Origin of the sequence: Dyadobacter sp. UC 10, assembly GCF_008369915.1 — a bacterium.
In the GTDB taxonomy this organism is placed as follows: Bacteria; Bacteroidota; Bacteroidia; order Cytophagales; family Spirosomataceae; genus Dyadobacter.
The window spans coordinates 1,960,674-1,982,283 of the sequence record NZ_VSRN01000001.1; the positions used below are offsets into that span (position 1 = coordinate 1,960,674).

At 46.3% G+C, this 21,610-nt stretch carries 23 protein-coding genes; 8 read left to right on the forward strand and 15 right to left on the reverse strand.

Annotated elements, in window-relative coordinates; genetic code table 11:
- Positions 1-11: 11 nt before the first annotated feature.
- From FXO21_RS07850 to FXO21_RS07870, 5 genes are read right to left on the reverse strand one after another with little or no spacing between them, the layout of a single operon-like run.
- Positions 12-1,034 (reverse strand): ABC transporter ATP-binding protein, encoded by a 1,023-nt coding sequence (locus FXO21_RS07850; protein ID WP_149639574.1) that lies wholly within the window; start codon positions 1,032-1,034, stop codon positions 12-14.
- Positions 1,031-2,083: a FecCD family ABC transporter permease gene (locus tag FXO21_RS07855; protein ID WP_149639575.1), complete on the reverse strand. Its 1,053-nt coding sequence runs from the start codon at positions 2,081-2,083 to the stop codon at positions 1,031-1,033. Before FXO21_RS07855 ends, FXO21_RS07850 begins: the two co-directional genes overlap by 4 nt.
- A 3-nt stretch (positions 2,084-2,086) precedes the next feature.
- On the reverse strand, positions 2,087-3,247 hold the full coding sequence (locus tag FXO21_RS07860; protein WP_149639576.1) for an ABC transporter substrate-binding protein: 1,161 nt from the start codon (positions 3,245-3,247) through the stop codon (positions 2,087-2,089).
- A 19-nt stretch (positions 3,248-3,266) separates the two neighbouring features.
- A complete protein-coding gene (locus FXO21_RS07865) occupies positions 3,267-4,529 on the reverse strand; it encodes an S-adenosylmethionine:tRNA ribosyltransferase-isomerase (protein WP_149639577.1) in 1,263 nt (420 codons plus the stop codon).
- Between the two features lie 10 nt (positions 4,530-4,539).
- Entirely contained in the window at positions 4,540-5,052 is a 513-nt protein-coding gene (locus FXO21_RS07870) for a hypothetical protein (protein WP_149639578.1), read from the reverse strand.
- 97 nt (positions 5,053-5,149) lie between these two features.
- On the opposite strand from FXO21_RS07870, the gene FXO21_RS07875 reads away from it, so the two are divergent.
- Positions 5,150-5,710 (forward strand): cob(I)yrinic acid a,c-diamide adenosyltransferase, encoded by a 561-nt coding sequence (locus tag FXO21_RS07875; RefSeq protein ID WP_149639579.1) that lies wholly within the window; start codon positions 5,150-5,152, stop codon positions 5,708-5,710.
- A 98-nt stretch (positions 5,711-5,808) separates the two neighbouring features.
- Entirely contained in the window at positions 5,809-6,876 is a 1,068-nt protein-coding gene (locus tag FXO21_RS07880; RefSeq protein ID WP_149639580.1) for a branched-chain amino acid aminotransferase, read from the forward strand.
- Positions 6,877-7,067: 191 nt separating this feature from the next.
- Here FXO21_RS07880 and FXO21_RS07885 read toward each other — a convergent pair whose 3' ends face one another.
- Entirely contained in the window at positions 7,068-7,952 is an 885-nt protein-coding gene (locus FXO21_RS07885; RefSeq protein ID WP_149639581.1) for an AraC family transcriptional regulator, read from the reverse strand.
- A 422-nt stretch (positions 7,953-8,374) separates the two neighbouring features.
- Here FXO21_RS07885 and FXO21_RS07890 point away from each other — a divergent pair, with 422 nt between their 5' ends.
- From FXO21_RS07890 to FXO21_RS07905, 4 genes are read left to right on the forward strand one after another with little or no spacing between them, the layout of a single operon-like run.
- Positions 8,375-8,890, forward strand: coding sequence for a cupin domain-containing protein (locus tag FXO21_RS07890; protein ID WP_149639582.1), 516 nt, complete (start codon positions 8,375-8,377; stop codon positions 8,888-8,890).
- 49 nt (positions 8,891-8,939) lie between these two features.
- On the forward strand, positions 8,940-9,836 hold the full coding sequence (locus FXO21_RS07895) for a DUF72 domain-containing protein (protein WP_149639583.1): 897 nt from the start codon (positions 8,940-8,942) through the stop codon (positions 9,834-9,836).
- A gap of 12 nt (positions 9,837-9,848) precedes the next feature.
- Complete coding sequence (locus tag FXO21_RS07900) at positions 9,849-10,313, forward strand: GNAT family N-acetyltransferase (protein ID WP_149639584.1); 465 nt, start codon at positions 9,849-9,851, stop codon at positions 10,311-10,313.
- Between the two features lie 4 nt (positions 10,314-10,317).
- Positions 10,318-10,692: a VOC family protein gene (locus FXO21_RS07905; protein ID WP_149639585.1), complete on the forward strand. Its 375-nt coding sequence runs from the start codon at positions 10,318-10,320 to the stop codon at positions 10,690-10,692.
- Between the two features lie 5 nt (positions 10,693-10,697).
- On the opposite strand, the gene FXO21_RS07910 is transcribed toward FXO21_RS07905, so the two are convergent.
- The 6 genes from FXO21_RS07910 to FXO21_RS07935 form a co-directional block, all read right to left on the reverse strand.
- Entirely contained in the window at positions 10,698-11,075 is a 378-nt protein-coding gene (locus tag FXO21_RS07910) for a helix-turn-helix domain-containing protein (RefSeq protein ID WP_149639586.1), read from the reverse strand.
- On the reverse strand, positions 11,072-11,380 hold the full coding sequence (locus tag FXO21_RS07915; protein ID WP_149639587.1) for a type II toxin-antitoxin system HigB family toxin: 309 nt from the start codon (positions 11,378-11,380) through the stop codon (positions 11,072-11,074). Before FXO21_RS07915 ends, FXO21_RS07910 begins: the two co-directional genes overlap by 4 nt.
- A 133-nt stretch (positions 11,381-11,513) precedes the next feature.
- Entirely contained in the window at positions 11,514-12,815 is a 1,302-nt protein-coding gene (locus tag FXO21_RS07920) for an ABC1 kinase family protein (protein WP_149639588.1), read from the reverse strand.
- Positions 12,816-12,817: 2 nt separating this feature from the next.
- Positions 12,818-13,492, reverse strand: coding sequence for a TetR family transcriptional regulator C-terminal domain-containing protein (locus FXO21_RS07925; RefSeq protein WP_149639589.1), 675 nt, complete (start codon positions 13,490-13,492; stop codon positions 12,818-12,820).
- Positions 13,493-13,582: 90 nt separating this feature from the next.
- Entirely contained in the window at positions 13,583-14,953 is a 1,371-nt protein-coding gene (locus tag FXO21_RS07930; protein ID WP_149639590.1) for a D-arabinono-1,4-lactone oxidase, read from the reverse strand.
- Positions 14,954-15,019: 66 nt separating this feature from the next.
- A complete protein-coding gene (locus FXO21_RS07935) occupies positions 15,020-16,507 on the reverse strand; it encodes an aminotransferase-like domain-containing protein (RefSeq protein ID WP_149639591.1) in 1,488 nt (495 codons plus the stop codon).
- A 230-nt stretch (positions 16,508-16,737) separates the two neighbouring features.
- Between FXO21_RS07935 and FXO21_RS07940 the strand changes: the two genes are divergently transcribed.
- A complete protein-coding gene (locus FXO21_RS07940) occupies positions 16,738-18,684 on the forward strand; it encodes a TonB-dependent receptor plug domain-containing protein (protein ID WP_149639592.1) in 1,947 nt (648 codons plus the stop codon).
- A 50-nt stretch (positions 18,685-18,734) separates the two neighbouring features.
- Positions 18,735-19,496: an alpha/beta fold hydrolase gene (locus FXO21_RS07945; protein ID WP_149639593.1), complete on the forward strand. Its 762-nt coding sequence runs from the start codon at positions 18,735-18,737 to the stop codon at positions 19,494-19,496.
- Positions 19,497-19,507: 11 nt separating this feature from the next.
- Here the strand turns inward: FXO21_RS07945 and FXO21_RS07950 are convergent, their stop codons facing one another.
- The 3 genes from FXO21_RS07950 to FXO21_RS07960 are packed head-to-tail and all read right to left on the reverse strand — an operon-like array spanning position 19,508 to position 21,609.
- Entirely contained in the window at positions 19,508-20,497 is a 990-nt protein-coding gene (locus FXO21_RS07950) for an NAD(P)H-quinone oxidoreductase (RefSeq protein WP_149639594.1), read from the reverse strand.
- Between the two features lie 20 nt (positions 20,498-20,517).
- Positions 20,518-20,886, reverse strand: a complete 369-nt coding sequence (locus FXO21_RS07955; RefSeq protein WP_149639595.1) for a YccF domain-containing protein — start codon at positions 20,884-20,886, stop codon at positions 20,518-20,520.
- Positions 20,887-20,943: 57 nt separating this feature from the next.
- Positions 20,944-21,609 carry a pseudouridine synthase gene (locus FXO21_RS07960; protein WP_149639596.1) on the reverse strand — a complete coding sequence of 222 codons (666 nt, stop codon included), beginning with the start codon at positions 21,607-21,609 and terminating at the stop codon, positions 20,944-20,946.
- Position 21,610: the final 1 nt, after the last annotated feature.

Consider the following 21,610-nt stretch of genomic DNA (forward strand, 5'->3'; position numbering starts at 1 on the left):
GAATGCCTCATTTAACCATTATATTCAATAAAATGCAAAAGCGCAGCCAGCGAATGTAGTTTCGTCTGCCGGTTCTCAAAACTGATATCCCAGGCATTTCCGCTCTCCGGATCTGACAAAACACTGATTTTAAAGCGCGCGGTACTGTCCTGATCAACTTTTATTCCTGCTCTATGTAATGCTTTTTTAGTCCAGAATACCTCCTTCTCACTTCCCGACAACTCGATCGCAAACGATCTTGACTGCCGCTCAATGACAAAATTACCCGAAAGCGCGTCAAACAATATCCCGTTTTTATTGAAAGCGGATTCAAAACACCCATTCAATATCAGATCCTCGGGCACGCCGGTAACCAGCTGCTTTTCCGGCTCCATCAGCCAAAGCTGATCCGCAGTTTGCAAAGCAAGATCGAGCTCGTGCGTACTCAGCAGAATGGCTTTCTGTGTTTCACTGGCCAGGTAATGCAGCAACTTCATCAGTTCGATACGGCTCGGGAGGTCCAGGTGTGCGGTGGGCTCGTCGAGCATGATTACGCCGGTATCCTGCGCCAGGGCTCGCGCCAGCATCACTTTTTGACGTTCCCCGTCGCTGAGCTGGTTCATGTGCCGGTCGAGTAGATGGGCGCTTCCCGTAAATGCGACCGCATCGCCCACTTTTTCCTTATCTTTTTCACTTAATTTCCCAAGCCAGCCTGTGTAGGGCGTGCGGCCCAACTCGATCACCTCTCTGGCGGTCAGGTTACCTGTTTCCAGTCTTTCCGTGAGTACCAGACTGAGTTTGGTAGCCAGTTCCTGGGGTTGCAGATCGGTTAATGGTTCCGTACCGAGCAAAACCTGTCCTGCGAGTGCGGGTTGCAAACCGGCCAGCGTACGCATCAGGGTAGACTTACCCGAACCATTTGCGCCAAGCAGGCATACCATTTGCCCCGCTTGTAAATTCAGGTCGAGGTCGCGCGCAATAACCGTTTCGGTTTTTTTGGAACGATAACCTATCGAAAGCCCGGTGGTCGTGAGTAAAGGTTGCAGTTCTTTCATGAGAACGAAGACCGGAGGTTATTACTGCGCAAAATAACCCAGATTACCACAGGAGCACCTAAAAGCGACGTCACGACATTAATAGGGATAACCGATTCCGTCCCCGGTAATTGCGCCACAATATCACAAAACAGCATCAACACTGTCCCTGTCAGGCAGGTTGCGGGTATAAGAATCCGGTGATTGGAAGTTTGTAGCAGCGATCGGGTCAAATGCGGGATTGCAATGCCGATAAAACCGATTGGTCCGCAAAAAGCGGTGATACTGCCTGTCAGCAAGCTGGTACTGATCATGATCAGCAGGCGCGTCCGGACAATACTGAGTCCCATACTCTTCGCGTAATTCTCTCCCAACAACAACGCGTTCAAGGATTTGGAGCAAATGTAGGCTAGTACCAGCCCAAACACTACCACCACTGCCAACGCAAACAAATGATACTGGGTAACCCCGCCGAGCGAGCCGAAAGTCCACATAATGTATTCCTGCAGCTGCTCCGGCTGACTGATATACTGCCAGACACTGACTACCGAAAGGGTAATAGTCCCGATCATGACACCGACGATCAGCAGCACCACATTGTCTTTCACCCTTCCAGCGATCAGGATGATCAGCGACATGACGAGCCCCGAGCCGAGAGAAGCCATTAAAATGACCAGCCAGCTGCCCGAAATCCCCAGTTCGCGTATCGCGTACATTCCCGCACTGCCGCCACCGGCCAGCATGACGGAAGCGACGCCCAGACCGGCACCGGCTGTAATCCCGAGCTCAGAAGGTCCGGCAAGCGGATTCCGAAATAATGTCTGCATTTGTAAACCACTGACAGACAGGCCGCATCCTGCCAGCACCGCAGTAATTGCCTTCGGGATCCGGATCTTTTCGACTATAAACAGCCAGGCCGTATTTTCTGATTCCTGAAAAGCTACGATTTTAAATACCTCCTTCAACGGGATCGCAACAGAGCCTGACATGATATCGAGCGCAAAAAAAGCGAGCGTCAATATTCCCAATATGGTCAGGATCAGCCCTTGTCTGTTTGCGCGTGCAATCATTCGTTAAGGAAGTTGTTTGTAGTAAACCAATTGATGCCCAGGCAGCAGTTCGGGGTGAAATATATGGATCAGATCGGCCAAAACCGTGTGCGGATTGATCGTGCCCGATTCAAAAAAATCATTTGCCCCCTGCGCATTCACGCGACTATTATAGCTGTACATCTTGCCGCTCTTCGCCGCTTTGAAATCGGTATAACGGGAATCCTGCGCCAAAATGCTCTTTCGCGTGTCGTTTTTATCAAAACCAACATTGACCCAATATTGAGCCTCCAATGCTTTTGGATATACCGTTTCAAAACTAAGCGAAAGACTCCCGCCGCCCCTGGTATTGCCCCAGTAATAGTCGGCACCAGCGTCTTTCAGGAACTGTGACATATAATTTTCACCATTTGGTAAAAACCATATGTCTTTGATATTGAGACCAGAAATCACGGAAGGTTTTGTGCTCACCGAGCCGGCAAGCCTGGTTAGCCGGTGATATTCTTTTTCAATTACATCAAATTTCTCATTCACCACCTTTTCCTTGTTCAGCAGCGCGGCCGCCAGCTTGACCCACTCCATTCTGGCAAGTGGCGTGGTTTCTATCCATTCGGAATTGGCAAGAACGGGTATTCCGGCTTGTTTGAGAATTGTGTAACTGTCCTTTTTTGCACCCGGCGCGCCGACAGTCATGACGAGATCAGGATGCATTTCAACCAGCTTTTCCTGATTTAATCCATTATCGCGGCCGACCTCTGCAACTTTCCCGCCCTTGATCATCCCATTTACGGAAGGTGAATATACATATTGCAGGCTTCCCAGGCCGGTTAATATGCTTTCAGCGCCGAGAAATTCCAGCAACCCAATGTGCATGGAAGACATTGCGACCATACTTTTCAGCGGGATTTGGATTACCTGTGCATCGGGAAATCCTTCCGGGCGACTTATTCCTTTTTCGAGCAGGATATACTGATCTTCGGGTGAGTTGGGGTCAGCACTTTTAATGCTTACAATTTTATATTGGTCAAAATACCGGATAGAAAAACCTTTCGCATAACGAACACCAGTCGTGTCGGAGTAGCTCGTTTTTCCTTGCCTCCCCTGCTGTTGTTCCTGTGAAGTTTTGTCCGTGTTACATCCCTGCAACAACACAAAAATCAGCGGCAAAAGAAAAAGGTTTTTCATTTTGATAATTTATAAGTAGTTACTGCAAAGCATTTTGACCCCACAATAGCGAAGAGTCGCCGTAACTCAGAAAGCGGTAATTTTTTTCAAATGCTTCTGTGTAAATCTGCTTCCAGTCTTTTCCGACAAAAGCTGCAACCAGCAAAATAAGCGTCGATCCTGGCTGATGAAAATTGGTAACGAGACCCTTGCAAAGCTGAAAATGATAACCGGGAAAAATGAATATCTCCGTCTCGCCTGTCAATTGTTCCAGATTATTTTTATCCATAAAATTCGCTACCTCCCTCAATGCCTCGACCGGCGAAGGCAAAACCTTTTCAGCCGCATGATAAGGATAAAGTTTTTCAATCCCGAACTCCTCTGTCTCCTTCCTAAATAACTTAACACCAAACCAATACAGGCTTTCCAGCGACCGCAGCGAGGTAGTTCCAACCGGCACGATCATTTCTACCGAAGCAAGCAGATCGCCGATCAGTTTTCGGGAAAAAACAACCTGCTCCGAATGCATCTGATGCGCTGTCACCGACTCCACTTTAATAGGCAGAAATGTGCCCGCTCCTACGTGCAATGTAAGAAAAGAGCTTCGGATACCTTTTGATTCCAGCTGCTCAAAAACACGGTCTGTGAAATGCAGCCCGGCTGTTGGTGCGGCTACTGCTCCGTCGTGGTGCGCGTATACGGTCTGGTAAGTTTGCTTATCCGCCTCCTCAGTGTCCCGGTTGAGGTAAGGCGGCAAGGGAATTTCGCCTAATGCCTTTATAATTTCAAGAAACGTAAAATCCGCACTCCAGCTCAGCTGAACGTGGTTTTTCGCGTAATCCACATAAGCAACTTCCAGTTTGACTTCCTGCGAACCGATTTCAATATCAGTGCTTAAAGTCTCGCCGGTCTTCCACCGCTTTTTGTTGCCGATCATACATTCCCAAACGCATTGCCGGCTTACCAGCATTGCATCCTGGATAATTCGCGTAGGAAGCTCAGGGTGCAGGAGCAGGATTTCAATTACAGCGCCGGTAGGTTTTTGAAAATGCGCCCGGGCCGGGATAACCCTGGTATTATTGAAGACGAGCAAGGTATTGGCCGGAAGCTGGGCAGGTAGGTCAGAAAATTGTCTGTGCTGTATGCTACCATTTTGATAAACGAGCAACTTAGACTGATCCCGGACTTCGAGCGGATAGTGCGCGATCCGCTCGTTTGGAAGATCATAAACGTAGTCTTCCAGTCTGATCGAACCTGCTGCTTCCAGCCAGTCGGCCTTTTCACTGTGTTTTTCTTTTTCCATGCTGCGCGGATTACAGCCTGTCTTCGGGAACAGGAGGCCAGAGCAGGCGCAACGGCAGTAAAAATACCACTACGATAAGACCGATTCCTGCATAATAGACCCAGGAGAAGTCGAAAACGTCCAGTTTGTATTGGGTGCTGTTGATTGTCGCGAGCGCAAAAAGACTGAACCCCATGATGGTATTGATTACCGCGACGAGGCAGTAGATCCAGTTGACCAGGTGCTCGTTCAGTTCCGGGCGGCTTTTAGCCCAGGCTTTCCGGTTCAGGATGGGCAGATGCATCGGGTCTACGTTCGGGATATGCCTGGCGAATGCCGAGATCACCACATTGTTCAGCAAAAACAAGCCCATAATGATGTAAAAAATGTGCTCTTTATCTACATAGCGCTCTGCCAGGCCAGTTTTGGCAAAGTCGACAGCGACCATTTCAGGGAAGAGAGAGTAAGTCCAGACCAACGCTCCCACCACGAACAATATGGATAGCCAGCGCCAGATTTTTATTGCAAAAGTTGTAATTTTCATGAATTCTTTAACCTTCCGGAGGTTTTCGCCAAATTAAAATCAGGGTGCAAAATTAGGGCGGGGAGTTTCTAAAACCTAATTGACAACGAAGCCAAAAATGAAAATATACACAAAGACAGGCGACAAAGGTACCACGTCGCTGATCGGAGGCACGCGGCTCAGCAAGGCCCACGTACGGATAGATGCGTACGGGACTGTGGACGAATTGAACAGTTATATAGGTATGCTCCGCGATCAACCCGTGAATGAAGGCCGGAAAGAACTGCTGAAAGAAATCCAGGACAGACTTTTCACGATCGGCTCACATTTAGCCTCAGAATCAGACAGGAAGAAGAGAATATTGCCTGATCTGCTGGACGAAGATATTGTACTGCTGGAAACTGAAATGGATATGATAGAATCCAAAGTTCCGCCGCTGCGGGCATTCGTTTTACCCGGCGGGCACCAGTCGGTTTCATTCGGCCACGTGGCCCGGACCGTATGCCGCCGGGCGGAGCGCGCGGTGATCCATTTGCAGCAGGGTGAAGAGGTGGAGGAAATTGTGATCAGGTATCTCAACAGGCTTTCCGACTACCTTTTTATGCTTTGCAGGGCAATGACTTATGAGCTCGGAATCGAGGAAGTTACGTGGAATCCGAGGGTCTCTTCTAAAAAATAATTGTTATACTAAATATCAGGTATTTATAGATTAAATATTTAAATTGCAATCCCTGACAAAAGTCGTTTTCAGCGTACAAAAAATTAAATTTTGGCATCATGACAGCCGACACATTACAGATTGAGATTCAGCCGACAAGCCAGTCTCGCTTACAGGATGTTGATTTCGACAACCTGGTTTTCGGGCGGAATATTTCCGACCACATGTTTATCGCCGAATATCGCGAAGGCCAATGGCAGGACCTTCGGATCGTCCCTTACGGCGACCTCTCGCTCAGCCCTGCTACTGCTGCCCTTCATTACGGACAAGCCATTTTTGAAGGAATGAAAGCCTACAAAAATGAAGAAGGCGAAGTGCTTTTGTTTCGTGCAATAGATAACTGGAAAAGACTCAACAAATCGGCGGAACGTCTCTGCATGCCTTCCATCCCGGAGGAAATTTTCATGAACGGCCTGGTGGAATTGCTGCGCCTGGATGCTGGATGGGTTCCGTCACAGCCCGGCTGCTCGCTGTACATTCGTCCGTACATGTTTGCTACTGATCCTTATATTGGCGTAAAGGCCTCTGATTCATACTATTTTATCATTTTCACCAGTCCTGTTGGCACGTACTATGCGAAGCCGCCGCGCGTGAAAGTGGAAACGCATTTTATCCGCGCCGCAGAAGGTGGGGTTGGCGGAACCAAATGCGCTGGTAATTATGCCGGTTCACTATACCCAGCCAAGCTGGCCCAGCAGGAAGGTTACGACCAGCTGATCTGGACAGACGCCCGCGAGCATGCTTACATTGAAGAATCGGGAACGATGAATATCATGTTCCTGATCGACGGAAAACTGGTTACGCCATACGTTTCCGAAACCACGCTTGACGGTATTACCAGGAAAAGCATTGTGGCGATCGCTCAGAAGTGGGGCATACCTGTGGAAGAGCGCAGGGTAAGTGTAAAAGAAATTATCGACGCCGCAAAAGACGGCTCGCTGGAATCTGCTTTCGGGGCTGGTACTGCTGTGGTAATTTCTCCCTTCGCAACCATTGCCTACGAAGGAGTTGACTATACGCTTCCTGAAATCAAAGAGGATTCGTTTGTTACCAAAGTCAAAAACTATCTAACCGACCTGCGTACCGGTAAGGAAGAAGACGTGTTTGGCTGGATGCTGAAAGTTTAGAGTTTAGGAGTTCAATAAGTTTATGAGTTCGTAAGTTTAAAGTTTATGAGCAAAGAGCTCAAAGTAAGGTTCAACCGATGCTTTGAGCTCTTTTTCTTTTGCCGAAGAAACAAAAATCTCTTCCCACTCTAAACTTATTAACTCTAAACTCATAAACTCTAAACTCATAAACTCTAAACTCCCAAACTCCCTCAAACAAACGTCCGCGTGCCTGAATAATTCTCCCGAAACTCCTTGGGGGTGCAGCCGTTTTTGGTCTTAAATATCCTGTTGAAATACGACAAATTATTAAAGCCGCATTTGTAAGCGATTTCGGAAATTGTATCACTGGTATTGATCAAATACCTCGACGCATGCCCCAGTCTGATCTCATTCAGGCTTTCAATGAAAGTCTTCCCTGTACTCTTCCTGATGAATCTGCTGAAAGAAACTTCGGACATACCCGCGAGTTTGGATATACCTTCGAGATTGATTTCTTTGTCGTAATTATCCCGCATATAAGCAAACACCTTTTCGATCCGCCGGCTATTGAAATTGATATTATCATTGCTAAAAGTGCTGTTAGAGAGTGTCCGCATATTGCGCGAAACCGACAGATCGTGCAGGATATACATTAATTCTAAAATCGAGTCGAACCCGCTTTTTTGAGCCAGCGCCTGAAACCGCGGCAAGATCCTTTCAATGGTCTCTTTGGAAAAAGATATCCCCTTTGCCGATTTTTCCAGCAGCGACCGCACAAAGAAAAGTTGATTCCTTTTTAAAAATTTTTCATCAAAAAGGTCTTTATGAAACTGGACTGTTATCTCTTTTACCTCGGGCATTCCTTCCTGCCAGGTATAGCTGTGCGTAAGCCAGCCATGCGGCAGGTTATTGCCTACTAAAACCAGCTCGGCATCATCAATCACCTCCGTGTGGTCGCCGATAATCCGCTTCACCCCTCGCCCGGAAAGGATCAGGTTCAATTCGTATTCCTCGTGTGTATGAAGCGGAAAGTCGAAAACTGTCTTACTGCGTGTAAATACCGTAAAACAGTCGTATTGTGTCAAAGGGGTAATTTCGCGGTAAATTTTATTCATAGAGTGACGGTTAGTTGTTACATAAATTAACTATCTGAAGTTTAAATTGTATCAGGCAACCCGAAATTACTCATTTTAGATTATTTGTTCAAATACGCCAAATAAACACATTTGAAAGGCATTCTACTACAACAGCGCAACAAAACATTGCATATTTTATAGAATGCATTATAATAAGTAAGCGGTTTATCAAAACATCCATACTGGATGTTCAGCAATTAAATGTGCTGGAAATGCTCGATATGGATGGATCGTTACGATTATGCTATGGCATAAAAAGTGTATGGCTGCCGTGGCTGCGGTACAAAAAACCACCGAGTTGACCGCAGGCTCTCAAAACGTGTCGTACGGTAATATTTTAGGGTATCTTTTTGTTTTTTATCCTAATTTTGAAATTCACCTTAGCTACGTTATTTCCCTTTATGATACAATCATTCATGGCTGACGCCGACAAAGATCTTGTTTTTGCAAAAGTTCAGCAGTTTATCACCGAGCAAGGCTTCACGGTTGTCAGCAAAGATCATTCGAGACCCTGGGGCGGCTTTTTTGTGTTAGAAGAAAGCCAGGCTCCCCAATTCATTTCTACTTTTTTCCCACATCTTTCACTTGCAGATTTTGCCGGTTATGAAAAGCTGAGCCCAAAAATTCTGGTAGTGGCACCCAACAAGCGCCTTTCGTGGCAATATCACCACCGCAGGGCTGAAATATGGAAAGTAATTGGTGGTAATGCAGGTATTGTGATCAGCGACACGGATGAAGAAACTGAATTGCAACAACTGCCTATCGGAACTGTTATCGATTTGAAAAAAGGGGAACGTCACCGTTTGGTAGGCGTCGATGAATGGGGGATTGTGGCAGAAATATGGCAACATACCGACCCTTCAAACCCTTCCGATGAGGACGATATTGTGCGTGTTCAGGACGATTTTGGCAGGTAAACCCACAAAGCTTTTTTCACAGTTTGATAAATCTTAGGCTTGATAAAATATGAAATTCGGAAAAGTTGACAATCCCGCAGAAATCGATTTTACGCTGCCGCCCGATGCGCCTGCAAATAAGCGTATCCTCACGAATGCGAAAGGCGGAGGCAAGCCTGAGATTTGTATCGGCTGTGCCAAATGGAATAAAACAGACTTGAAAAGTTTTTACCCCAAAGGTGTCAAAGACGAACTGGGTTACTATGCAACCCAGTTCAACAGCATTGAGCTAAATGCTACTTTTTACAATAATTTCCCGGTCGAAACGATCGAAGGATGGTATAATAAAACCAGCGAAGGCTTTAAATTCTTCCCAAAACTACACCAGGGAATCAGTCACTGGAAAAGGCTGAAAGATGCAAAAGAACCGACTGACGTTTATCTTGATGGTATTTCCCATTTACAGGAAAAGCTGGGCATGCTCTTTCTTCAGTTGCCTGATAATTTCGGCCCAAAAAACTGGGAAGCACTCAAAGCATATCTGGAACAATGGCCCTCAGGCTTTCCGCTTGCATTGGAACTGAGGCACACGGCCTGGTACGACGGAAGTTTTGACAACACCGAGTTTTATGAAGTACTGGAAAGGAACAATATCACGCACATCATAACCGACTCCGCCGGGCGCAGGGATTTGCTGCACATGCACCTGACGACGCCCACTGCATTTATCCGTTATAATGGTGCTAACGTCGATTCGGATTATACCAGACTGGACGATTGGTTCGAAAGAATCAAAATCTGGGTCGCGGAGGGTATCGAGAGAATTTACTTTTTTGTGCATCAAAATCATGAAGAAGCTTCGCCGCTCTTGTCGGCATATCTGATCCAAAAGTTCAATGATGAGCTGGGAATGAACCTGAAAGTACCCGCCCATCCCACCAATACAGGACAGATCAAGCTGCTTTGAATATTTTTGCCTATGATAGGAATAATCAGGACCAATAGTGACAATCCTGACTTTAAAAAATTGACAGACAAGCTGGACGATGAGCTTTGCCTGATATATAATACTAAAAAGGAGGATTTTGAGGAGTACAACAGGATTGTTGATCTGGATACAGTTGTTTTAGCTTACGAGGACAAGAAGGTTACAGGTTGTGGTTGTTTTAAAACACTGAATGATGCCACAATAGAGCTCAAACGTATGTATGTCGAACCTGAGTTTCGGGGACGGGGCATTGCTTCTGCTCTTGTGGCAGAAATAGAAAAGTGGGCGATGGAAAAGGGATATCATTCTGCATTTCTGGAAACCGGCAACGGGCAGCCACAGGCAATCGCTTTGTATCGTAAACTAGGTTACAGCCAGGTTACTGATCTCATGCAATATGCAGTATCGGATTATAGTGTTTGTTTGCAAAAGGAATTGAAAATCAAAACAGCGTAGCAAAATGGCAGGAAAATTTCTAGGGCTCCGGACAACTATCTACAAAGTCGCAGAGCTCGACAAAGCAAAGCAATGGTATACCGAAGCATTCGAAACGGCCCCTTACTTCGACGAACCTTTTTATGTGGGATTCAATATTGCAGGCTATGAGCTGGGCTTGCAGCAGGAAGACGGCGCTGCCTCCGCAAAAACGGCGAATGTCGTGACTTACTGGGGTGTAGCAAACGCCGGACTGGAATTTGAAAGACTAATATCCCTCGGTGCCACGTCACACGAAGAACCCGCCAATGTAGGAGGCGACATCGTAGTAGCCTCCGTGATTGATCCCTGGGGCAATGTGATTGGCGTGATTTATAATCCCGAGTTTACGCTGGAGTAACCCGCTCAGATATGTTTTAAAATAAAGTCGGCAGGTACATTCAGCTTTGTATGAACTGCCTTGATAAAGGAGATGTCAGGCTTTTGCTTTCCGTTTAAAATCAGGGAAAGTTTGGTTCCACTTACTCCCAGGGTCTTCGCAAGGTCCTTTTGTTTCAATTTTAATTCATACATACGAAGTTCAATCATTCCTTCCAATGTTCTGGGAGGTTCTATATAATAGTGCTCTTGTTCGTAAGCTTCCGCCGCCAGCGCCTTTGCACGGATGGTCTGCATTTCCTCCTGAGAAAGATTGGCTTCACCTTTGTTCATTAAGACCAATATCTCCTCCATGATCCGGTCGTACTCAGACTCACTTTTTATTTTTGTGTAGCTATTGTTCATTTTTTACCAATCCTAATAGTTGAAGCTTCGATTTTGTCGTACTGAATGTGCGTCCCTATAAATAATAAGTATATAGTCCTTGTGCTAAAAATGATCAGCGTAACGAGCCGATAGTTATTTCCTTTAATGTTAAAGACATATCTATCATTTCCCACAGCATCAACAGAATTGAAATCCTTTTGTACTTCATGAAAATTTGCCCAGTTGGCCTTCTGGGCTTTCTTAAACCAAACGCTCAGCGTGTTTGCAGAATCTGGATAACGCAACGCAAACTCTCTGATCATTTTGTAGCTGATTACGACCATAATTAAAGTGTGTGTTTCCGAAATGGAATATTAGTAAAGTTAAATAACTTTTAGAAATTCTAAATTTATTTTAAGTTACAAAAAAATGACAGACCACCTGGCCTGTCATTTTTTTATCGGGTAATATCAATTATCAAACCGCAAATTGCTTCGTCTCGACTACTGCCTTCAAATCATGCAGCAGGCTGAACAAGCCGAAGAAAGTCCGGTTCATATAGATAAAATGCTTGGAGCCGCGGTTCATATTCATTTTGCGGAGCTCTTTGTCATTGGCGTATTTTTCGCCCAGCGCAGCCAGTCTCTGGAAGAAAGTTTCATCCGAAAAATCAAAGGTATCCGAGTTAAATGGCTGCGTCAAAAGGCCCAGCACATCTTTGAAAAGGTTTGAAAAATAAACGATCTCTTTCTCTGTATCCTTCGGCTTGAGAATTTCAAGCTCCACTAATCTTTTGTGATAAATAACGGGATCGTTCAGATTTTCCGGCTCTGCGAGATCGAAATAAGGCGTATAAAAAGACTCAGGGATTTCTTTGATACAGCCGAAATCGATTGCGATCAGATTGTCCTGATCATCGACCAGGAAATTCCCAGGGTGCGGGTCTGCATGTACTTTTCGCAAATGATGAACCTGGAACATATAAAAGTCCCACAGTGCCTGACCGATCTTGTTGGCCAGATGCTGATCAGGATTTGACCTGGCAAACTCCGACAAATGCCGCCCCGACATCCAGTCCATCGTAATAACCCGCTCGCAGGAATATTCAGGATAATAAACCGGGAAGCGAAGATTCGGAATGTGTGAGCAAGCTTCGGCGATTTCCGAACTCTGCGCTATTTCCAGGATGTAATTGGTTTCCTCCGTCAGCTTGGTTTCGACCTCTTTAAAATACTTATCCGAATCCTTAGCCTGAATATTAAACATTTTCATCGCAATCGGCTTTACCAGCGCAAGGTCGGTCGAAATGCTTTCGGCAACTCCGGGATACTGGATCTTAACCGCCAGCTGTTTTCCATCCGCACTAGCCTTGTGTACCTGTCCTATGCTGGCAGCATTGATCGCATTGGCGTCAAAGGTATCGAACAGGTCAAGCGGCGATTTACCGAAATACTTACGGAAAGTCTTCACAACCAGCGGCGCCGATAGTGGCGGAACTGAGAATTGCGACAGCGAAAACTTCTCCACGTAAGCCTGAGGGAGAAAATTCTTCTCCATACTCAGCATTTGCGCCAGTTTCAATGCGCTTCCTTTCAGGTTTTTAAGTCCATCATAGATGTCCTCTGCATTGTTTGTGTTCAGGTTATCCCTTGCAGACTCCGGATTTGTTATTTTCTCACCATAATATTTCAGGTAGTTCCCCCCGATCTTTACTCCGGTTGAAATAAGCTTGGTGGCACGCTGAATTTTCGAGGTAGGTATGCTATCAATTGTCTCCATTCCTACCGCAGCGTTTCTTTAATGAGAAATTTTCCAAAATCAATAACACTTTCTAATGGAGTGGTATCAATCAGGTCGAATGTGGCCCGGATTGATTTTTCAATAAACAGGTCGGTTTTTTCAAATCCGATCGACTCGTCGTCGAGCCAGAATTTCAATGTAACCAGAAACTGAATCCAGGCGCCTTCTTCCAATGCATCCTGCTGCGCCTTGCGGATCCGCTCGCTTTTTGCTTTGAGGTAACCCTCGCTGACCTGGGAGATGAATGCCTTAAAATGAGTCCGGAAGTCTTTCAGCTTGAGAAGACTGTTCAGCCTGTTTTTACCTTCTTTCAAAGTCAGTATGACATAGCTCCTGTTGGCTGTCAGGATTTCGAAATAGGTATAATAATAGGTTAGTAGTTTATCCCGGAATCCCAGCAATGCAATATCTTCGCTTTGATCCATCAGCTGCACAGCCAGCTTGTGGAAACTTACAAATACACTTTTTTCAATCGCGTCGATCGACGAAAAGTGTTTGTAAAAATCCTTTTCTGCCATTCCGTTTTGCTTGCAGAACAAATACACCGACTCGGGCTTTTTGTTGTTCTCCAAACAATAATGCATGAATAACTCAGTGATTTTTTCGGAGGTAATCTCCTGTGCAGCGGCCGGAAGTTCTTTTAATTTCGTTGCCATTGTATATGTTGATTAGCGCAAAATGTCTATCCGATAAACGCAATCATCGCCGTAATCGTGCCAGTTGCTACGCCCGAATCGTGTAAAGTTTCACCCGAATACGTTCAGCTTCAGGAAGTCATTTACAAATTTGCCCTTCGGATCATACGCTTTGGCCAACTTTCTGAAATCTTCCATTTTTTCACATCGTTTTTCCAGGATTGCTGGAGAAATGGTAAATAGCTTGCCCCAATGTGGCCTTACATTAAAAGGAGCTAGTTCGCGTTCGATTACAGGCAACAATTTACTTACAGCCGCCCAATCCTGCTTCCAGGTAAAATGAATGGCAACTGAATCCTGCTTGTAACACGGGCTGAGCCACAAATTATCCGCTGCAATAGTCCGGATCTCGGAAGTAAAAAGGTGTGGCCCGACCTGGTTGCCTAATTTAGATATCGCCAGAATAGCATCGACAGCATTCTTTCTTGGTACAAAATATTCCGATTGCAGCTCCTTACCGCTACTCGGCGTGAAACCCATTTTGAAATGCGGCATTCGCTCATACCACGGTCCCGGCACACCCATTTGTGGCGTACAGTTTTCCGCAGAAAGTTCAGGTATCGGGTGTAGGTTTTTAGTAGCGAGTTTTGCGCCAAAAAATTCTTCCTCAGGCAAAACTTTCAGTGGTTTGGCACTGTTCATGCCGTGAATGTACTTCACCCAAACTTCCGTAATATCATTGCTTTGCCAATTTGTAAATAAGCTAACGCTATATCCGCTGGACTGAATTTTGTCAAAATTATCCCTCAACTGATCTAGGGGCAGGTTTTCGTAAACATATTGTCCCATCAAAAACGTAGGCTGAATGTCCAGCGTAACTTTCGTCACCACGCCCAATGCGCCCAGGTTCACTACCGCACCATTGAATTGATCCGCATCTTTTTTCCTACTCAATTGTAAAACATCGCCACTCGCAGTCACCAGCTCCATCGCCGCGACAGCCGTAGAAAGGTTACCATTCTTCTCGCCCGACCCGTGCGTGGCCGTAGCGCAGGCACCAGCGACGGATATGTGTGGTAGCGAAGCAAGATTATGCAACGCGAATCCTTTTTTATGCAAAACCGGGCTCAGCTGGCCGTATTTCAGTCCCGCATTCACGGTGACTGTTTTATTTTTTTCGTCTAAAACAATCTGCTCGTCCGCATTCACGACAGATATAAATTGGTCTTTCGTATCTGCAATATTATTGAAACAATGCCGCGTACCGAGCACTTTAAGCTTCGGATATTTGGCAACAAGCTCCTTCACCTGCTGCAACGATTTCGCTGAATCCAGCTTATCAGTGCTATATTCAAGGTTACCTGCCCAATTTTTCAACTTTTCTCGGTCGGCCGGACTGTTCGCGGCCCAGCCCGTAAGCGGTGAGAATAATGGAGCTGTCATGAGCGCAGATGATAGTTTAATAAATGTTCGCTTTTTCATACCGGGAGTTGCGGGAAAGGTTATAGGAATTTATTACAAATTAGTTGAATAAATCATGAATACAACCTAGTACTCGCTAACCAGTACATCTCTCAAAATCAGAATCGCCTCTTCCATTTCTTCTTCGTTCATACTGCCGAAACCCAGCCGCACTGCGCTTAATTTCCCGGTTTGAAAAAGTAAAGTCTGTGGAAGATGCAGGTTTCGTTTCAAACAAGCCTTGCTGACGCGCATCAGGTTGATATCCTTGCGCCACTCCGTCCAGAAAGCGAGTCCGCCCGGAGGCGATTTGAATTTGAGATAGTCGCTTAAATGCATTGTGAGCAAATTTTCGAGCGCGTCCCGACGCTGGTGATATACTTTTTGTGCCTTCTTAATGTGCCTCTGCACTTCTCCTTCGTCCAATAATTCACCCAATGCCTGCTCCATCATCAGATCTCCCTGCCGGTCAATGATCCGTCTGAATTTCGCCAGCTCAGTAATCAGCTCAGCCGGAGCAATCAGGTAGCCCGACCGCAGCCCCGGTGCCAGAGCTTTGCAAAATGAACCCACATACACAACCATACCGGCCCGGTCGGCACTGGCAAGCGGCAGCACCGGACTACTGTTGTAATGAAAATCGTAATCATGATCGTCTTCCAGAATGATAAACCCGTATTTAACCGAAAGCCCCAGCAATTCCATCCGACGCTCGGCACTGAGCGTTACCGTAGTGGGATAATGATGATGCGGCGTAATATAAAGCATGCGGATCGGGGTAGTTTCGCATAGTTTCCGCAATGCTTCGACTGATATTCCCTGATCGTCGACAGGAATGGAAAGAATATGGGCGCCTGCTTTCTGGAAAATCATATTGGCCGTATAGTAACTCAGATCAGCCACTACTACCTGGTCACCCTTTTTGATCAATAGCTGGGAAGCAAGATAAATTCCCATTTGAACGCCTCTGGTGGTCAGGATATTTTCAGAGCTGATATGCAGTCCACGGGTATTGTTCAGGTAATTCGCCAGCTTTTCGCGGAAATAGGTATTGCCTTCCACGTGCGAGTAACCCAGATATTTGCGGTTATTTTTCCTTCTCAAAATCCCGGAATAAGTCTTTGCAAGCTTATCCATCGGCGCCAATCTCACATCAGGAAGCCCATCGGTAAATTCCAGTTCGACATTGGAAACCGAAACCGGACGGTCTAACAGCATACTTTTTTCAAATGTAAAACCGGTCTCTCGCGGGTAACTCACCAAATCCTCAGCCCGAAAATTTTGCAATCCTGAATGCATAATATCCGATCGATAAGTCACATATGTGCCCTTGTTCGGCCGCATTTCGACCCAGCCCTGCGCGTCCAGTTCCTGGTAAGCGGCAACTGCTGTCTTCCTGTGAATTTGCAGCGACTCCGCAAGCGAGCGGCTTCCGGGCAACTTTGCACCATTCAACAATAACCCGCGCTGGATTGCATTAATCAGTCTGTGAGCGACTTGCAGATATACCGGTGTACCGGAAAGCCGGTCTACCAGTATTATATTTTTGAAAGGAATTTCAACCGGACTATGCATTAGATCAAAACCGGAGTAGTTTAACGGGCCGGTAAGATAGTAGTTTTGTTGGGATTAGCGGTTGGCGTTAAATATTAGCTGTTAGCCATTAGCTGTTAGCTCTTGGCTGTTAGATCTTAGCTGTTAATCGCAATCGTTCTCATGAATATTTACTAATTCAAAAGCAAAGACGCTAAAAGCCAATAGCTAACAGCAAAGGCCAACAGCTCATTACCAAAGCAACACCCAAAATGAAAATCGCTACTAAAATCTGCGTCCTCACTTTACTTTCTACCTCATTACTTGCCCAGGATATTTCACTGGATCCCGTGACTGTAACTTCCTCGATCGTGGAGAAGCGGGCTTCGGAAACGGGGCGGAATATTGCGGTGATAAGGGGGGAGAATTTTCAAAATCTGCCGGTGCATAGCATCGACGATCTGCTCAGATATGTGCCAGGTGTAGAAATTCAGGCGCGCGGACCGATGGGTTCCCAAAGTGATATTGTGTTGCGCGGCGGTACTTTTCAGCAGGTGCTGGTTATTCTCGACGGAATTCGTTTGAATGATCCAAATACAGGTCACTTTAATAGCTATATCCCCATTTCACCTGCCGAAATCGAGCGGATCGAAGTTTTAAAAGGCGCTTCTTCAGCGATCTATGGCTCTGACGCGGTGGGCGGTGTTATTCATGTTATTTCCAAAACGTTTGCGGCCAAATTAAATAACGGAGGAGACGAAAATAGCCCCGCAAAAACAAATATCAGTGCAGGTATCTCAGCCGGACAGTATGGGCTTATCAATGCGAATGCAGGTGGTTTTTATCAGAAAGGCAGGTTGGCCGTTTCAGGAGGCTTGCTGACAAATAATGCTTCCGGGGTCCGGCAGCGGGGCATCAAAGGGTATTTTCACAACAATACCGCTTCTCTTTCCCTGAATTACCAACTCTCCGAAGCGTGGAATTTGGCGGCGCGCAGTTCCTACGATCACCGGGATTTTGCGGCGCAGAATTTTTATACTGTATTAAAATCAGATACTGCCAGCGAAAAAGTAAAATCGTCGTGGAACCAGCTGAAACTCGGGTACAAAAAGAATAAAACTGCATTTACCGTTGATGCGGGCTACAAGTTCGTGGAGGATACTTATCTATTCAATCCACATTCAATCGCTAACAATAGTAAATCGCGGCTGTGGCAGGGGCTGGCTACTTTGCAGCAGGAATTTACGCCGGCCACCAGCCTGATCGCCGGCTTGAATTATCAGAACCGGAATATCGCTTCCAACGACCGCGGTGACCATTCGCTCCACCAGCTGGCCCCCTTCGTCTCGATTGTCCAGCGTTTTGGAGAAAATTTCACAGTTACGCCTTCTGTTCGCGTGGATTGGCGGCAAAGCATTGGCACAGAAGCGGTTCCGCAAATCACATTATCTTATAAGAAAGATAGCTGGCAGCTGCGCGGCAGTGCGGGCAAAACGATCCGCGATGCTGATTTTACCGAACGTTTCAACAACTATAACAAAGCGCTCGTGACGGGTGGAAATGTAGGCAATCCGGACCTGAAAGCCGAGCGTTCTTTCAGCTACGAAGCCGGCGCCGACTGGTTTTTGACAACAAATAATAAATCCCAGCTCAAACTCTCGGCCACTTTTTTCCAAAGGCTGCAAAATGACCTGATCGACTATGTAACGACGCCTTATGCCCAAATGCCAAGAAAGGACAACCTTTCTCCGACTGGCAATTTCGGTCTGGCGCTCAATATTGCAGAGGTGAATACGACCGGAATCGAAGTGGATATTCAATCTGCAAATAGTCTCGGCGCCAATCAGAAACTACTTTTCAATGCCGGTTTCACCTGGCTCGACAGTAAGAACAGTAATCAGATACCTTCATTTTACGTCTCTTCGCACGCAAAATTCCTGACCAATTTTTCAGCTATTTACCAGGTCAACAATTTCTCATTCAGCCTGAATGGTTTGTACAAACAAAGAGCAGCCCGCGAAACGGCGGCGATCGAGGCGCGGATCAGCAGCAGCTATTTTATGATCAATGCGAAAGCTGAATATGCTTTTCTGAATAAAATGCTGGCGGTTTATGTGCAGGCTGACAATGCATTCGACGTGCAATACAGCGACTTGCTCGGCTCCAAAATGCCCGGCCGTTGGGTAATGGGAGGAATCAGGTTTAATCTCGCGAAGTAGAAAATCGTTATTGAGGCGCAGTTCGTATATTGAGAAGCTATTTTGAAATTATGCCTCCTCTAAAACGGACTGCGTTTTTTGTTTTGCTCGCTTTCGCTTGTTTTTCGGCTCAATACATTTTTGCCAAGGAAAGCACGCCTGCTTCCAAAGATTCGCCTAAAATGAATGTGTACTTCCTCAGCGGCCTCGGTGCAGATAAGCGCGTTTTCAGCAGACTAAAGCTGGACGATGACATTTTAATACACCATATTGAATGGATTAAACCTGCTAAAAAAGAAACGATCGCACAATACGCGCAAAGGCTGCTCCCGCAAATTGACACGACGAAACCATTTCAGCTGGTAGGCGTTTCGTTCGGCGGAATGATCGCCTCAGAAATAGCCGAAATCGTTAAGCCTGAAAGGATCATTATTATTTCGAGCACTTCGACAGGCATTCCAGTTTCAGGTTTTTACAGAGGATTAACCAAATTTTTGCTGCTATCGCCTTTTGCCGGGCCGGTTTTGAAATCGGCTAATAAGATCACTTACAAATATTTCGGAGCGACCACACCCGAAGCGAAATCGCTTTTGAGAGATATTTTACACGATACCGACACTAAATTTTTGAAATGGGCGCTGGCGCGTACAGGCAGCTGGGAGAAAAAGCAGCGTGCCGAAAATCTCTATCACATTCATGGAGACCAGGACCGGCTTATTCCGGTCAAACTGGTCAAGCCGGACACCGTGATCGCGGGTGGCGGGCATTTGATGGTTTTCTCGCAGGCCGCGGAAATTTCAGCTATTTTGAACAAAAAATTGAAAGGAGAGTAAGGCAGCTGCTATTACTTATTTACCAGCATAATCTTACCAGTATGTTCGCTGCTCTCCATTAGCCGGTGCGCTGCCGCAGCTTCTTCGAGTGGAAATTCCTTAAAAATAACGGGTTTAAACAAGCCTTTCTCCAGTATCGGCCAAACCTGATCACGGATTTCGAGTGCAAGCAACGTTTTAAATTTAATATCTCGGTTCCTTAAAGTACTACCCGTGACAGTCAGCCGCTTGCGCATGATCAGCCCGTAATCCACATAATCGTCGCCGGATTTTACCCGGCTGCCTTTCATGATGTTGATAAACACGAGGCGCCCATCGATATTCAACAGACGGATGTTTTTTGGAATATAATCTCCTCCAACCATATCGAGGATCACATCCACTCTCTGCTCTTTCAGGACACTTTCGAAGTCATTTTCCTTATAATTAATACAAATATCAGCTCCAAGTGCAACGCATGCATCGCATTTTCCGGCAGTACCGGCTGTCGTAAAAACCTTGCCGGCGCCCATTGCCCTGGCCAGCTGAATTGCGGTGATACCAATTCCGCTGCTTCCGCCGTGCACCAGAAAATTCTCTCCTGGTTTGAGCTGCCCGCGCTGGAATACATTGTGCCAGACTGTGAATATGGTTTCGGGTAAAGAAGCTGCCTGGACGTAGCTGAAACCGGCAGGTATCGCAAGACAATGTCCGGTTTGCGCGATCGCATATTCCGCATAACCGCCGCCGGTGAGCAAGGCGCAAACCTGATCACCCGGTTTCCAGTTAGAAACCCCGCTGCCTGTTTCCACTATTTCTCCGGCTACCTCAAGGCCCGGAATATCCTTAGAAGCGCCGGCAGGAGGCGGGTATTTCCCCTGCCGCTGCATGACATCGGGCCGGTTCACACCGGCTGCATGCACTTTGATCAACACTTCGGTCGCATTGGGCCGGGGCATTTCGAGTTCCCGGATCTGCAATACTTCCGGCTCACCGGGTTGCGTAATAACGGCTGCTTTCATTCCTGATCTTTTAATGCGGATTAATAAACTTCCTTTCCGAATGGGGTCAAAGACAGGCTCATCAGTTTGAAATGCTGCTTTGCAAAAGGTAGTCCGATGATCGTGATGGCAAGAATTATACCAAAAACCAGGTGGGTAAGCGCAATCCAGATTCCACCTATAACAATCCAGATTACGTTAAAAACAGTGGATAAACAGCCCGTATTACCGGGGACATCGCGTACCTGCTGCCCGAATGGAAAAAGGGAAAGCATTCCTATTTTAAAACATTGAATACCAAAAGGAATCCCGATAATGGTTAGGCAGAGTACCAGGCCAGCCACCATATATTCCAGAAAAACCAAGAAACCGCCGAATATCAGCCAGATAATATTGCCAATGAGATTCATAACCGGACAGATTTTATTTAGTGATAATTACTGTGATAAAACTAGTAGCCCTGCCGCTTAACGTTCCAGTTTTTTGACAAGCGGTTCAGTCTGTGATTTATTGGGAACATCGTTTGATTGCCAGTTTTCTATCTTCAGCAATCTGAAAAATTCCGTCTCCTCTATTTCCCTTACCCGGCCGGGCGGCAGGTCGGCGAGTTCGAGATCTTCGATACTGACGCGCACAAGCCGCTTGCACCGGTGGCCGGCGGTACGTACCATTTTGCGTATCTGATGATACTTCCCCTCCGTCAGGCTTATTTCCAGCCAGGTATTCGGGACATTTTCATAAGTTTCGTTTTGGTGTTTAGTTAAAACAGCGGGCCTGGAAATAATTTTGACTTCGCAGGGTGTGGTCACATATTCAACTCCGCCTTTAATTTTGATCCCGATTCCGCTGCGGAGCAACTGCAAAGTGTGCTCGCTGACGTGGTGCCCCACATTGACCCAATAGGTACGTTTATGCGGAACCTGGCCCATAAACAGTAGATTGGTAACCCGTTTGTTTGTGGTAAGAATCAGTAAACCTTCGGAGTGGTTATCGAGCCTGCCAATTGCATGGGTGCCTTCGGGGAAGTCAAAATCCAGGTCACCCAGCAGCCTCACCTCATCCGAGCTGACAAACTGCGATACCATATTGGCGGGCTTGTTTATTATAAAGTAGCGGTAACGCGATTGGGTCATT